The organism is Novosphingobium sp. KCTC 2891, from assembly GCF_025938155.1.
Taxonomy (GTDB): Bacteria; Pseudomonadota; Alphaproteobacteria; order Sphingomonadales; family Sphingomonadaceae; genus Novosphingobium.
In genome coordinates this window covers 283,983-297,976 of the sequence record NZ_JAPCZG010000005.1, presented here as the reverse complement: position 1 = coordinate 297,976, position 13,994 = coordinate 283,983, and the positions used below count along the sequence as shown (strand labels likewise).

Here is a 13,994-nt window from a genome sequence, read left to right as displayed (position 1 = left end):
TCGGCCAGCCGGTCGGCGCCTTCCAGGCGCTCAAGCATCGCGCCGCCGACCACAAGGTCCACCTCGAAGTCGCCCACGCGCTCACCCGCCACGCCACGGCCGCCTACGCCGGTCGCACCAGCGTACAGGATAAGGACCAGCCGGCCGGCAAGGACTGGCAAACCCTCGCCGCCCAGGCCCGCCTTCTCGCCGCAGACGCCTATGCCGCCACCGCAGAGGACGCCGTACAGATGTTCGGCGGCGTCGGCTTCACCTGGGAATACGACTGCCACCTCTTCCTCAAACGCGCACTCGCCAGCCAGACCATCACACAAAACCCAGACAAAATCCGCGACAACATCGCCGCTAACATCTTCCTGAAAACATGAGGAATCGCACCAGCGGTAGAGGAGTGGGGCCGGATATGGCGCAAGTGCCGAAAAAGCGCTGGATGGCGGATGTGAACGCCACGATGGGGCCGCCTCCACCGCGCAAGCCAGGTTCGGTTCGTCGCACTTCATCGACCCTGTCGCATTGGCCGGAGGGGATGAAGGGCCCCCATGTCATGAGTGGCATGGCACGGGACCTTTACACCCGAGCAAGCGAAGATGACTGCACGTCGGCGACGAACAACGCGATCGTCTTGGGCGATGACTGGCTGCGCCTGATCCTCAGCCCCGATCGCCGGATCGGCCGGATGCAGGCAGGTCGTCACGCGGAACTGCTCGAGCGTACCGAAGGACTTCGGCCCGGCGGTGAATTGCGCCGCTTTGTCGAGGAGAACCTGCCGAACGAAATGGCGGCGGAGACACTGCTCTACCGCCTTCTGGACGATCTGGCTGGCTCTGCCTTCCTGGCGATATCGGCTTGGCACACCTGGATTCCCGGTGGTGGAGAAGCCTATGACGCCATGACCGGCCAGCCCGTTGCCAGCGCGCGCCACGTGGAAGGGATCTGCATCGGCTTTGCCGCCGGCGCGGAATCGGTTCTGCCGGATGGCAGCATGAACAACGACATCATCACGCAAACGCCCGGCCGCTTGCCGTTCCCGGTCGATGATCCCGATGCCTGGCACGCATTCCCCCGCGACGGCGGTCCGAACCACTGGCGACTGCGCCGCACCGACGTATGGCGCGAGGACGGCATGGTGCACGTAGATGCCTGGTTCCAGGACAGCGCAGCCATGCCCGACCGCGCGGACGAAAGGCTTATTTTTCACGAATATACCGTATCGGCCGCGATCGATCCCGAAGGAATGGTGCTGCGCGACATCTCGGTAAAGCCGATGGTCCTCCCCTACCGCACCTGCCTTGCCGCGCCCGATACGGCCGGCAAGCTCGTAGGCCTGCGGATTACCGACTTGCGCACGCTGATTCCGCAAATATTGCGCGGTCCCGCCGGATGTACGCACCTGAACGACATGCTCCGTACGTTTCAGGACGTTGCCGCGCTGGACGATCTTGCCGCCATCGCGGGGCGCTCATGAAATGCCCCGCAGGCCAGTCTGGTTGCACGGACGGAAAAATCCTTGCTGCTATCGTCCGGTTTCCTGGCGCATAAATTAAAAAGAGATCGATCTTGACCATCAACGTGGACAGCTTTCCGCCCGTGCGGATTCCTGAGGAGGCCGAGGCGCTGCGCCCGCAGGTTAAAGCCTTCATCGCCCAGCAGCTGATGCATATGCCGCCCCACCGCCGCGCCCGCACTTGGGCAGGCTTTGATGCTGATTTCAGCCGCGCCCTGGCGGCGCAGGGCTGGGTCGGGCTGACCATGCCCAAGGAATATGGCGGAGCCGGACTGGACGCGTTCTCGCGCTTCGTGCTGGTGGAGGAGCTCTTGGCAGCCGGTGCGCCGGTGGCCGCGCACTGGATCGGTGACCGGCAGAGCGCGCCGCTGCTGCTGCACTATGGCACCGAGGCGCAGCGCGAGTTCTTCCTGCCGCGCATTTGCAGGGGCGAGTTGTTCTTCTGCATCGGCATGAGCGAACCCAATTCCGGTTCCGACCTCGCCAGCGTGCGTACTCGTGCCGAAAAAGTGGACGGGGGCTGGAAGGTCAACGGCCAGAAGATCTGGACGACGTACGCCCACAAGTCGCACTACATGATCGCGCTGGTCCGCACGTCGGGCACCTCAGAAGACCGGCAGGCCGGGCTTTCGCAATTTCTCATCGACCTTTCACTTCCGGGTGTCACGGTCAACCCGATCAAGCTTGGCACCGGGGACACCGACTTCAACGAAGTGTTTTTCGAGGACGTGATCCTGCCCGAGGACGCCCTGGTCGGAACCGAGGGCAATGGCTGGGCGCAAGTCAACGCCGAACTCGCCTTCGAGCGCAGCGGGCCGGAGCGGATCTATTCCAGCCTTGTTCTGCTCGACTTGTGGTCGCGTTCGCTGAAGGACGATCATGACGCCGGCGACCTTGAACGTCTGGGTCTGCTGGTCTCGCGTCTGGCGCCGCTGCGCAACATGTCGATCGCGATGACGGGATTGCTGGTGCAGGGCAAATCGCCCGTCACCGAGGCGGCCTTGTTCAAGGACATGGGCACCGAGGTGGAGCAGGCCATTCCTGCGGATATCGCCGATGCGCTTGGCGCCCGGCTTGACCGTACGCCCGATCCCGAACTGATGCGGACGCTGGCGTACCTGATGCAGCTAAACCATGTATTCTCGCTACGCGGCGGAACGCGCGAGATCCTGCGGGGCATGATCGCAAGAGGACTGGGCCTGCGATGAGCGACGACGACAATATCCTGACCGAAACCTTCCGCCGCGTTCTGGGCGACGTGGTGACTTCTGAACGCATCCGTGCATTCGAAGACTCGCCGGCTCTGGCTCCGATCTGGCCGGAACTGGCCGAAACCGGTTTTCTTGATGCGCTGGTGGGCGAAGAGTACGGGGGCGCCGGACTTTCGCTGGCGCAGGTCTTCCCGCTGGTGCTCGCGTTGGGAGAACATGCCACGCCCGTGCCTTTTGCCGAGACCATGCTGGCACGCGCCTGGCTGGCCCCGCATGGAATCTCGCTGCCCGACGATGCGGCTGTCGTGTTGGCGCCTCGTTCGGCTATCCTGCCTTTCGCGGAGGTCGCCACCCACGCGCTGGTCGCTGATCGCGACATGATCCGCGTGGTTGAGGTTACGTCCGGGAGCAATGACGTATTCCGCGCCGGTGGGGCGCTTACGCTCAATCCGGGGCGTGAACTGGGCGCCTTTGCCGGAACGCCTGGGGATCTCCTGCTGGCGGCAGCGGCTCTTACGTCGGGGCAGATGGTCGGCGCAATGGCGCGAATGCTGGACATGACCTTGAATTATGCAGGGGAACGCCAGCAGTTCGGTCGTTCTCTGGGCAAGTTTCAGGCGATCCAGCAGCAGCTGGCGGTCATGGCCGAGCAGGTGATCTCGGCACAGGTTGCCGCCCGCACGGCCCTGCGTTCGACGCACTTCGAGCCGATCCGCGTGGCTGCGGCCAAGTGTCGGGCCAACGAGGCGGCGCGGCTTGTCTGCAACATCGCCCATGCCGTCCACGGCGCGATCGGCGCGACGGCGGAATTCGACCTCCAGCTGTTCAGCCGTCGGGTCAAGCAAGGGCAGGTCGCGTTCGGTTCGGAACGGTATTGGGCGGTTGAACTTGGCCGCGCGCGGGTGACCGCCGATTGCCAGACCACCGCGGATTTCCTGCGGCTTCACCTCATGGACGAAGACGTCTGAAGCCACTGGAAGGCGATCCCGATGTATCCTGACATGCATGCTTTACAGCGACTGATCGACAAGGATGCGATCCGCGAAGCGTCATTGCGATATACGCGCGGGATAGACCGGCACGACGTTGAACTGGCACTGGCGGCCTATCATTCGGACGCCACCGACGATCACGGCACGTTCATTGGCGACCCGCCCGGCTTCGTGCGTTACGCCAATGATGTACACGCCCGGAACTGGGTGCAACACCAGCACTATGTGACCAACCAGACGATCGACCTCGATGGCGATACGGCGCATGGCGAGACTTATTTTCTCGCAACGCTGCAGCGCCCGGATGGGACGGTCGATCTGGTTGGCGGCCGTTATGTCGACCGGTTCGATAAACGCGAAGGATGCTGGGCTGTGGCCGACAGGGCCTGTCTGGTGGAGTGGACCGGGGAACTGCCCGCAGGCGGCAAAGTAGACGCGTCGATTTTTCTGAGCGGTTCCCAGGACAAGTCGGACATCTCCTATGCTCGGCCGCTGCGCCTCCATCGGCCACGCCGCGATCTTTCGGCACAAGACTGATTTCAGGATGACGGCAAGCGGGGAAAACCGCGCCGAATTGCGGGACGGGGAATAACAATAATGGCTGCCATTCGAGGTTTCGGGCTGACTGGTGCCGCGCTTGTGGGGGGTATGGCTGGCGCGCTTTCGGCCTTCGGCGCACCGGCATCCGAGCCGTCCGCCGTACAGCAAGCCTATGCAACCCGATGCGCCGGGTGCCACGGGCCCGAACTGGGAGGCGCGGTAGGTCCCAACACCGGCCCCGCACTCAAAGGGCCGGATTTCGTCGCGCGATGGAAAAACGCGTTACCTGGAGCATTCCGCGATTACGTGCGCGCCAACATGCCGCTCAACGATCCGGGCAGCCTGGACGATGCGACCTCTACCGCGATCAGCGATTACATTCGCGCCGCAAACGGTCTGCCGTCAGAAGCGGCACCGGGGCTGAACAGCAGTGCTCCCATCGCCGCGGGAGGCTCGCCAGATCAGGGGGAAATGGCCGGCTTCGGCCCGGTCAAGGCGGAAGAAGATGCCACCACCCGCGCCAGCCGCGACCGTCTTGCCGCGCTTGCCCGAGGCCTGACACCCGTCAGCGATGCAGACCTGGCCAATCCGCCAGCCCAGGACTGGCTGGCATGGCGCCGCACTTCATCGACGCATGGCTTCAGCCCCCTTGCCCAGATCGACCGGAGCAACGTGGGACATCTTGGTCTGGCGTGGAGCCTGGCGCTGGGGACCGGTACGAACGGCGTCGTGCCGCTGGTGCGTGACGGAGTCATGTTCATCAACAGCAATGGCACCGTGCAGGCCCTTGATGCGCGCGACGGTGACCGGATCTGGAGCTATGTGCGCCCGGCCACGACCAAGCGGGTGCCGTTGAGCCAGCCGCGTGGCATGGCGCTGCATGGCACCACGCTGTATGTGCCAACCATCGACAACCATATGATTGCCCTCGACGCCCGTACGGGCAAGGTCGTGTGGGACCATGTCATCGATGCGAGTGGCGAGCTTCAGCTGACGGCCTCGCCTCTCATTGCCGGCGACAAGATCATTCAGGGCGTGGCCGGGTGTCAGGGCGCAGGCTATGCGGGGGGATGCTTCATCGTCGCGCTGGATGCCGTCACCGGCAAGGAAGCATGGCGGTTTCACACGATCGCGCAGCCCGGCACGCCGGGAGGCGACAGCTGGAACGGAGCCGGTCCGGACCAGCGGTTTGGCGGATCGGTGTGGGTCACCGGCAGCTATGACGCGGAACTGGGCCTCGTCTTTTTCGGCACCGGGCAGACGTACATCGTTTCGCCGTTGTTGAAGAAGGGGCCGGGCGCAGCCAAGGGATCGCGCGATGCGCTGTTCACCGACAGCACGCTCGCCATTGATCCGAAAACGGGCAAGCTTGTCTGGCATTACCAGCACACCAACGGAGACGTGTGGGATCTGGACTGGGCCTTCGAGCGTACCGTCGTGATGCTCGATACGCCCAAGGGGCCGCGCAAGGCGGTGTTGACGGTGGGCAAGACCGGGATCATCGACGCGCTGGATGCCCGCACCGGGCAATACCTGTGGTCGTACGACCTTGGCTTCCAGACATTGGTGAAGGCCATCGACCCGCGCACCGGCCGCAAGACCAACGATCCTTCGGTGGTGCCGGAATACGACAAGCTCAAGCTGATCTGTCCCAGCACGCTGGGGGTGCGCAACTGGCCCTCCACGGCTTACGATCCCTCGCGCGGTTTGTTGTATCTGCCGATGACGCCCAACAGTTGCATGTCGCTGGGCCTGGCGGCCAACTCGCCCAATGTTCGCGGTTTTGGCGAATTCACGCAGGAACGGCGCGTGGCGCCGAATTCGGACGGCAACTTCGGCCGGGTGGCAGCCTTCGATGTCAAGGCGCGCAAGGTCGTCTGGGCCAACCCTTATCGCGCCCCGCAATCGAGCGCGGTTCTCGCCACGGCTGGCGGCGTGCTGTTCGAGGGGGGGCGCGATCGATGGTTCCGCGCGCTGGATGCGGCAAGCGGGCAAAGCCTGTGGCAGACCCGTCTTGAGGCCACGCCCAATGCGTATCCCATCACCTACATGGTGGATGACAAGCAGTACGTGGCCGTGGTTTCGGGCGGCGGATCGCCAACCGACCTGTTTCTTGCCCCGCTCACGCCGGAGTTTCCGAGTTCCATCGGCGGCAAGACGCTGATGGTCTTCGCCCTGCCCGAACCGTCCGCCCGGTAACTGGGCGGACCGCGGTCAGCGCAGCAGTCCGAAACAGGCGCGCATTTCGTTCACGAACAAAGCGGGCTGTTCCATCGCGGCAAAGTGGCCGCCACGGTCAAGCTCGGACCAATAAGCGATACCACCAGGTCAGTGCCTCGCCCCACCAGGGATGGTGGATGGGGAAGACAAAGCACTTGGCCATGTCGAGGAAATAGGAGTGCGTCTTGTCAGACAGGTCTTCGCCTGTCTGCGCTTCGATCTGCAGGCGGCGTTGCGTGGCGCACCATGCCCGGGCTTGCGCCGATGTTTCGATACTTTCCGGCGAAGGCAGGGGAAGACCCATCGTCGCGCAGAACTGGCGCGGCTTTCGAAGGGCGTCACTGAACCTTTGACCCACTCATCGGCAGCCACCGAGGGTGTCACCAGCCGGGTTGATATGGCTCGCCGCGGCCCACGGCCGCCCGTCCCGTTGGTTTCTTTGCGGGACGTGCCGGAAAGGAAAGTGTAGCCCACACTTCATCAATGTGATGCAAATGTCGCACGGACCGCGGACAAGATGCGCTTGCCGCGCCGGGAGGCTGGCCCGACGCGTGCGTATTTTGCGTCGTTCGGGGCATGAACATCGGCGATGATCCGGACGCGAACGCCCGGATCATCGCACCCGATTTAACCCCGAGGACTTCAAGACACCGGGCGGCAGACGCGATAGACGTAGTCGTTCCACTGCACTTCCTGCGTCTCGCCCCAGCAAGTCTCGCCCGTCTGGGTGCAAGTCCAGCGGGTAAGGCCGGTGTGGCACAGCGCGTTTTGCCAACAGTGCCAAGGCACCGAACCGACGACTTCACCGACGAACTGCAACTCCCGCCCGTCTTCCAGCGTGCAGTCGATCACATGACGCAGCGGCCGCAACCCGCATTCGGTGGCGCGCTCGGTAATCTTGGAAAAGCGCGACAGGCGCAGCTGCCGGCCATCGACATAGACCCAGGCATCGCTCATCAATTGATCGCGGGGAATGTCGTAAAGACCGGCCCAGTCAGGATTGCGGTCCGGATCGTCCAGGCCTGAAATACAGAACGCGAAATCGGCAGAAAAGGCGCCGTTCATCCACGTGTAGGGCGGCATCTTGTGGCCGTTTTCCGGCCTGCGCTCACCCCAGCTGCGATCGCGGACCGTCAGGTTGTCGAAAGCATGCTCGCGCCCCTCGAACACGACCTTGCCGGCCGAGCGCATGGTCTGCTCGAAATGCTGGTTGTTCGAGCGCATGATTGCGGGCTGCACAGCCTCCTGCACCATGTCGAGCGTGAAATCACGATCCGCATTGGCATAGCGGATGCGCATGCGCTCCATCGGCTTTTCGAATTCCACCGTCAGCCCGTTGGCCAGGGTGATGTTGCTCTTGTCGTCAAAAATGGTGTCGGGCGCGAAATTGCGGAAATCGAACAGCTCGCACGCCAGTTGCTCGCGCTTCGAACCGAAGTGGACGAACAGGCCCGCCGTGCACAAGTTGAGGTTGGGATGGGTCCAGATATGGATGAAGCCGTGCATGCCCGATACCGGCTCGTTGAAGCCCCAGTACCAGGTTTCGGTCATCTCATGGTGTTTTTCGGGCAGGGTGCGCCCGTGGTAGAAATCATCATCGGGGCCCGGCGTGCCGAACCCGATGGCGCTCTTGGTCCATTCGATCACTTCAGACATGGGTCTTGCGAGCCTCCTCGATGGCATCGAAAATCGCGATTTCGTACTTGGGGATGTAAATCGTGCCGGCGACCGTCAGCGGCACATCCTTCACGCCGGGCAACAGCAGCGAATTGAGCGAGCCCAGGCAGGCCACCATGTTGCGCGCTTCACGCCAGACGTTGAAATAGCTGTCCGCCACCGGATCGAGCGTAAAGCCGCAAATGCCGCGATACGTTTCGTAGAATTCGTCCCAAGCCTCGATCTGGTCCATGAACGGTTTGATGCTGGCAAGGTCTTCGACCGGATCGCCGATCCGGCTGAATTCCCAGTCCAGCATCGCAAGGATGGCATCGTCGCGCATCAGCATGTTGTGATATCCGACATCGCCGTGGATCCGGCATGCCGGCCGGCCTTGCAGGCGGTTAAGATTGGCGCGCAACCAGCCAATGCCCACCACAAGGCCCGGATGCGGCGCCCGTTCGCGCGCCAGCATGCGCGCTTCGATATCGTCGATCTCCTGCGCAACCGGCACGCGCACGTCGCCGCCGGGAATGGCGGTCGAAGCATGCAGTTGGCCCAGGACTTCGGCGGTGCTGCGCGCCCACTTGCGACGGATGGCGGGATCGGTGGGCACGATATGGCTGGCTGGCGTGCCCGAAACGAAGGAAACGCCCATGAACGCCCCATCGAACACGCTGGCATCCGCTTCGACCCACAACGGGGCGGGCACCGGCACGCCGAGACCGCGCATTTCGCCAAGGACCGGGAATTCCGACGCCACGCTCGATCCCGTCGGCAGGCCGGGGCTGTCCTTGCGCACGACAATGGTGGTTTCCGTGCCGCCGTCTTCCAGCGTGACGATATAAGTTGCCTTGGAATAGCCGCCCATGAGCCGCCGGAAAGACGCCACGCGCGCCTGCGCGGGGGCATTGCCGGTACGATGCAGCCAATCTTCCAGACCTTGCGCGGTCAGCTCGCGCATGCCGTCATCATCGGTGTCGGTGCGCGCATCGCCACGACCGCTGGCGTAGGTGCTGCGCGTCCCCGCGCCGACAACGGGGTCCATCGGCTCATAATAGGATACCAGAAGGTCGCGGATGCGCCGCAACACGGCGGGATCGCCGCTGGGATCATGGGCCTCGATCGCCGCGCACAGGCGCTCGCCCGGCTGGCCGCGCCATGCTTCGGCATGGGTGCGAATGCGCGGCGGCTCCACGGTTTCGCCGCCGATTGCCTCGACCAGGGCCATCTCGCTGGTCGCCACGCTGTCGAGCGTGGCTTGCGGATAGTCCATTCGCGCGATCTGATAGCGGAGCGCCGTGGCTGCCATGAAGACCTCGGTCAGCTGTTCCGATGTCAAATTCTCGGCCTTGGTCAGGCGTTCGAGGAAATCGTTGATAGTCACGAGGACCTTCTTGCTGATCCCGTCCATTGCCTGTGGCACCTATCGCTCTCCCTTTACGCCCGTGATGTTTTGAGGCCGGTCTTGTTCATTCCGGTTTATCAGAACAATCGCCGTCACCGCCAATGCCATGCGGGGGCGTTGCCGAGCGCATGGCGCAATGAAACCTGCCTGCAACTGCACGCCTGGCGATTATGGGCAGGTCGAAGGCCAACTGCCTGCATCGTGCGCTATCAGGAACGACATCGGCAATTTCCCGAGGAGCCTGAAAACACATGGAACTCGAACGACGGCACATTCGGCTGGAAGGCGGCTCCAACTTGCGTGACATCGGCGGCTATGCCGCGGCAGGCGGCAAGAAGGTGCGCTGGGGGCAAGTGTATCGTTCAGGGGCGCTATGGGGCCTGTCGGACGCCGGCTGGGACTGGATGGAGCGCCAGCGCATCGCCGCGGTGTGCGATCTGCGTTCGGATGGGGAACGAGAAATCGCGCCCACCGTGTGGCGCGGCGGGGCCGCCCCCCGCCAGCTGGATACGAACTACGCCGCAGACCACCTCTTCGGCGCGCACCACCATGCCGGGAACGGGGCGGGCGTAGGCGAACTGGAAATCAGTCTTTACCTCAAGTTCGCGCGGCTTCTGGCGCCCTCGCTGCGCGAACTGTTCGGCGCGCTGGTTGGCGGCGAAGTCCCCGTGATTGTCCATTGCACCGCCGGGCAGGACCGTACCGGGCTGGCCGTCAGCCTGCTGCTTTCCGCGCTGGAGGTGGATCGGTCGACGATCCATGCCGACTATCTGCTATCGACCGAACTGCGCATTCCCGACAACGAAATGGACCGGAACGCGCTGATCGCACTGGCCGATCGCAATGTCGTCGCACGTTTCTACACCGATCTCATCCGCGAGCGCGGACCCGACGTGTTCGTCCCGCGTCGTCTGGTGGACGGACAGGGCAGTCCGCTGGTGGACGTGGCGCTGAGCGCGATCGAAGGCGAATGGGGTTCGGTGGAAAACTACATGGCGACCGAACTCTGCGTCGGACCGGCCGAGTTGCGCGAACTGCGCAACCGCCTGCTGGAGCAGGGCTGAATAAACCGTCGCCCGCCCGCACGAAATCGACCAGCATCTGCCACTGGTCCACGCCCACGGCCTTGATCACGCCTTGCGAGCGCAGCCCATCAAGCGCGCGATAGGCACCTGCCGTCTCATCCGGATCGTGGATTGCCACCATGTCCAGCCGCATCCGGCCACGAACCTGTTCAGATCGAGGCCCCGGCCATGTGGCCTTCGCGGATGGCGGTCTGCAGGAACCGCGGGGAGTGAGCGTCTCCCACGATGCGAAGGTCGGTATTCCGGCCCTGCAGCGCCACGTGCAGATCGCGGTTGGGCGCGTTGGCGGACACGAACACCACCGTATCGGCGGGCAGGCGCCTTACATCGGCATCATCGGTAAAGTGCGTGGGGCTGACCAGCACTTCGTTTTCCGTGAATTCCACGGCGCGGTGACGGATCAGGTAATCGAACGGCTTGCCGCGCATCCGCGACAGGAAAGGCTCCACCATCAAGGGCGCCTGCGCCAATTGCGCGAACATCCTGAGGCGCGTGACGTAAGTCACGGCAAGGCCCTGCTCCAGCAGGTATTCGGTGGCGGCAAGGCCTTCGTAGTGCCCCACATCGTCGATCACCACGGCCGTCTTTCCAAGGTTGGCCGGCGGCTGCATGAACAGGTCGAAGGCGGAAATTACGTTGCGCCGGTCGAAATTGCGGATCGGCTGGCCGGGATGCGAATGCTGGATGCCGTCCATGCGCGGCAGCGAACCGGTGGCAATGATCACGCTTTCGGCACCGGTTGCGACAACATCGTCGGCATCGATGTAGGTGGAAAGGCGAACGTCCACGCCAAGCCGGAAGATTTCCGCCTCCAGCCATGTCGCAATGTCGATCATGCCGTGGCGCGTCGGTGCCTTGGCTGCGGCCCGCAAGGTTCCGCCCAGCGTCGGGCTCGCCTCTGCCAGCGTGACCTTGTGCCCGCGCAGTGCGGCCACGCGCGCCGCTTCCATCCCGGCGGGACCGCCGCCCACCACCAGCACGGTCTTCGGCTCGGCTGCCGGTTGCAGGACATGGTCCCCCCGGTACAGTTCATGGCCGGTGCCGGGATTGACCGCACATTCCATGTGGCCATGCTCGGTGGAAACCTGCGCCACGCAGGCCTGGTTGCAGCCGATGCAGGGCCGTACTTCCTCGGTCTTGCCGGCAAGGCTCTTGGTGACAAGGTCCGGGTCGGCAATCATCGCGCGCACCAGCCCGACCATGTCGGCATCTCCGGCACGGATGATCTGGTCACACTCTTCCAGCGTGCGGAAGCGGCCAACCACCATCGTGGGCGACTTGACCTTGCGCGTGATAGGCACGCTGGTGGGCAGTTCATAACCCACAGGCTCGTGCATGCCGCCGACCATCTTGGTGTAGCTGTTGTAGTTGCCGACCGACACGTTCACGTAGTCGATCAGGCCGCGCTCCTCCAGCATCAGCGCAACGGCCAGGTTCTGTTCCTCGTCAACACCGCCGACGGTCAGATCGGGCGCAAGCCGCACACCCACCACGAAATCGCGCGAAACGGCGCTGCGCACCGCTTCCATCAGCTCGAGCACGAAGCGGGCGCGCTCCTCGATGGTTGCGCCGCCATATTCGTCTTCGCGCAAGTTGGTATTGGCCGAAAGGAACTGGGCCGGCAGATAGCCGTGGGCGCAATGCACATCCACGCCGTCGATGCCCCATTCCTCCATCCGGCGCGCCGCCGTTGCATAGGCTTCAATGATTTCCGCGATCATCGGCCTGGTCATTTCGACCGGCACCACACCGACTTCCACGCTGGGCGTGGCGCTGACCCCCCAAGGCGGCGACCCGTCGCGCGGCAGCGTATGGTGGCCCGCGTGCCACAGCTGCTGGTAGATCTTCATGTCGTACTTGCGGCCCATGTCGCCCAATTTGCGATAGCCGCCTTCCAGTTCCGGCTTCCACAAATCGATCGACAGCGGGCTGGTGGGATGAACCGACCCGACTTCGATGATCGAAAGGCCCGCACCACCGCGCGCGCGCGCCTCATGATAGGCGATCAGGGTGTCGTTCATCGCGCCCTTGCCCAGGATCGAACCGTGTGCCGGGCGGAAGATGCGGTTCTTGATCGTCTGCTTGCCGATCTGCAGCGGGGTGTGGACATGGGTATAGTTCACGCCGGTCATCCTCGTTTCACTGGCCCGGATGCGGATCCGGATCGAATTGCCGCCGGCGTCGCAACCGGACGTTTGAACCCATTGGGGCAAGGGCGGGTATCGCCGTCAGCCCAGCTAGGGCGGCTTGCCTGATGCCGCACTCCACGATGCACTTGGGTGCTGGCCGGCGCGGCCTGCTGAAGCTGCCCGACCCGACTTTTCACATCGTCAGCGCAACGCCGCCAAAGGGGCGGGCCTTGGCCACGTATTCCAGCGCTTCGGGCGCACGATCGAAGGGAAAGCTGCGATCGAAAAGCGGCTTGATCGAACCCTCGTCCGCAAGGCGGGTGAACACCGTCCATGCGTCGGCCCATTCCGCGGGCGTGCAGGTATAGACGCCATAGCCCTGGATCGACCCGCGATGGAGAATGAGGTCTGCCAGCGAGATCGTCGACTGCCGCCCCGCGGCAAAGCCAAGGCATATGATCTTGCTGTAACGCTTGATGCATTTGGCGGTTTCGGCAAGCACTTGCCCGCCCAGCGAGTCGATGACGATGTCCACGCCTTCGCCGCCGTTCATGGCGTGGACGCCTTCCACCATCGACTGGCGGGAAAGGTTGATCACGTTTTCGAAACCGGCGGCGCGGGCCTGCTCCGCCTTGGCGCTGGAGCTGGTGGTGCCGATCACCTTCGCCGCCCCCAGTGCGCGCGCCAACTGATAGGCGGCGTTGCCCACCGATCCACCGATGCCCGGCGCCAGCACGGTCTTGCCGGCGGCAAATCCGGCCTCCACCAGCGCCCGATAGGCCGTTGGATAGGCCACCGCGGCCTGCGCTGCCGCGCCATCGGAGACGCTGTCGGGGATCTTCCACGCATGGTCCTGTTCGACCGTGCAATATTCCGCCCAGCTGCCCGCGCGCATGAAGCCATAGGGAAAGGCGCCGAACATCACCCGATCGCCCACCTTCAGCCGTGGGCACGTGCCGGCATCCTCGACCACGCCCGCGCCCTGATTACCCGGGACCAGTGGCAGGGACGATGGCGGAAAGCCCGGCTCGTTCTCGTCATTGATGATCGCCACATCGAAAGGCACCACGCCCGGCGCAGTCATCCGAACGAGTATTTCCGTGCCGGAGGCCACGGGTTTGTCAATTTCGATCTGTTTGAGCGCCTGCGGTCCTGACTGGCTCTCGATCATCCATGCGCGCATGGGGCATCCTTGGGAAAGGGAAGGGCGGCGCCGCCGCGAACGGCGGCGCCGAACATGGTATCCGTA

General features: G+C 63.9%; 12 protein-coding genes. 7 read left to right on the top strand and 5 right to left on the bottom strand.

The window, feature by feature from the left end; translation table 11 throughout:
- From OLX02_RS12400 to OLX02_RS12375, 6 genes are all read left to right on the top strand, one after another.
- On the top strand, window positions 1–368 hold a 368-nt coding region (locus OLX02_RS12400; RefSeq protein WP_264423264.1), incomplete at its 5' end, for an acyl-CoA dehydrogenase family protein.
- 185 nt (window positions 369–553) lie between these two features.
- Window positions 554–1,465 carry a DUF2889 domain-containing protein gene (locus OLX02_RS12395; RefSeq protein WP_264423262.1) on the top strand — a complete coding sequence of 304 codons (912 nt, stop codon included), beginning with the start codon at window positions 554–556 and terminating at the stop codon, window positions 1,463–1,465.
- Window positions 1,466–1,557: 92 nt separating this feature from the next.
- Complete coding sequence (locus OLX02_RS12390; protein ID WP_264423261.1) at window positions 1,558–2,712, top strand: acyl-CoA dehydrogenase family protein; 1,155 nt, start codon at window positions 1,558–1,560, stop codon at window positions 2,710–2,712.
- A complete protein-coding gene (locus OLX02_RS12385) occupies window positions 2,709–3,683 on the top strand; it encodes an acyl-CoA dehydrogenase family protein (protein WP_264423259.1) in 975 nt (324 codons plus the stop codon). The genes OLX02_RS12390 and OLX02_RS12385 overlap by 4 nt, the downstream gene beginning before the upstream one ends.
- Window positions 3,684–3,704: 21 nt before the next feature.
- A complete protein-coding gene (locus OLX02_RS12380) occupies window positions 3,705–4,244 on the top strand; it encodes a nuclear transport factor 2 family protein (RefSeq protein ID WP_264423257.1) in 540 nt (179 codons plus the stop codon).
- 60 nt (window positions 4,245–4,304) lie between these two features.
- Complete coding sequence (locus OLX02_RS12375) at window positions 4,305–6,446, top strand: PQQ-binding-like beta-propeller repeat protein (RefSeq protein ID WP_413630227.1); 2,142 nt, start codon at window positions 4,305–4,307, stop codon at window positions 6,444–6,446.
- Between the two features lie 97 nt (window positions 6,447–6,543).
- Here OLX02_RS12375 and OLX02_RS12370 read toward each other — a convergent pair whose 3' ends face one another.
- From OLX02_RS12370 to OLX02_RS12360, 3 genes are all read right to left on the bottom strand, one after another.
- Window positions 6,544–6,771 (bottom strand): hypothetical protein, encoded by a 228-nt coding sequence (locus tag OLX02_RS12370; RefSeq protein WP_264423253.1) that lies wholly within the window; start codon window positions 6,769–6,771, stop codon window positions 6,544–6,546.
- 338 nt (window positions 6,772–7,109) lie between these two features.
- Window positions 7,110–8,123, bottom strand: a complete 1,014-nt coding sequence (locus OLX02_RS12365; protein ID WP_264423251.1) for a hypothetical protein — start codon at window positions 8,121–8,123, stop codon at window positions 7,110–7,112.
- The gene (locus OLX02_RS12360; RefSeq protein WP_264423250.1) at window positions 8,116–9,549 is read right to left on the bottom strand and encodes a phosphotransferase; all 1,434 of its coding nucleotides are present in this window, start codon (window positions 9,547–9,549) and stop codon (window positions 8,116–8,118) included. The genes OLX02_RS12365 and OLX02_RS12360 overlap by 8 nt, the downstream gene beginning before the upstream one ends.
- Before the next feature lie 233 nt (window positions 9,550–9,782).
- On the opposite strand from OLX02_RS12360, the gene OLX02_RS12355 reads away from it, so the two are divergent.
- The gene (locus OLX02_RS12355; protein WP_264423248.1) at window positions 9,783–10,595 is read left to right on the top strand and encodes a tyrosine-protein phosphatase; all 813 of its coding nucleotides are present in this window, start codon (window positions 9,783–9,785) and stop codon (window positions 10,593–10,595) included.
- A 170-nt stretch (window positions 10,596–10,765) separates the two neighbouring features.
- Here OLX02_RS12355 and OLX02_RS12350 read toward each other — a convergent pair whose 3' ends face one another.
- Both OLX02_RS12350 and OLX02_RS12345 read right to left on the bottom strand, forming a co-directional pair.
- Window positions 10,766–12,739, bottom strand: coding sequence for an FAD-dependent oxidoreductase (locus tag OLX02_RS12350; RefSeq protein WP_264423246.1), 1,974 nt, complete (start codon window positions 12,737–12,739; stop codon window positions 10,766–10,768).
- 199 nt (window positions 12,740–12,938) lie between these two features.
- The gene (locus OLX02_RS12345; protein ID WP_264423244.1) at window positions 12,939–13,928 is read right to left on the bottom strand and encodes a quinone oxidoreductase family protein; all 990 of its coding nucleotides are present in this window, start codon (window positions 13,926–13,928) and stop codon (window positions 12,939–12,941) included.
- Between the last annotated feature and the right edge of the window lie 66 nt (window positions 13,929–13,994).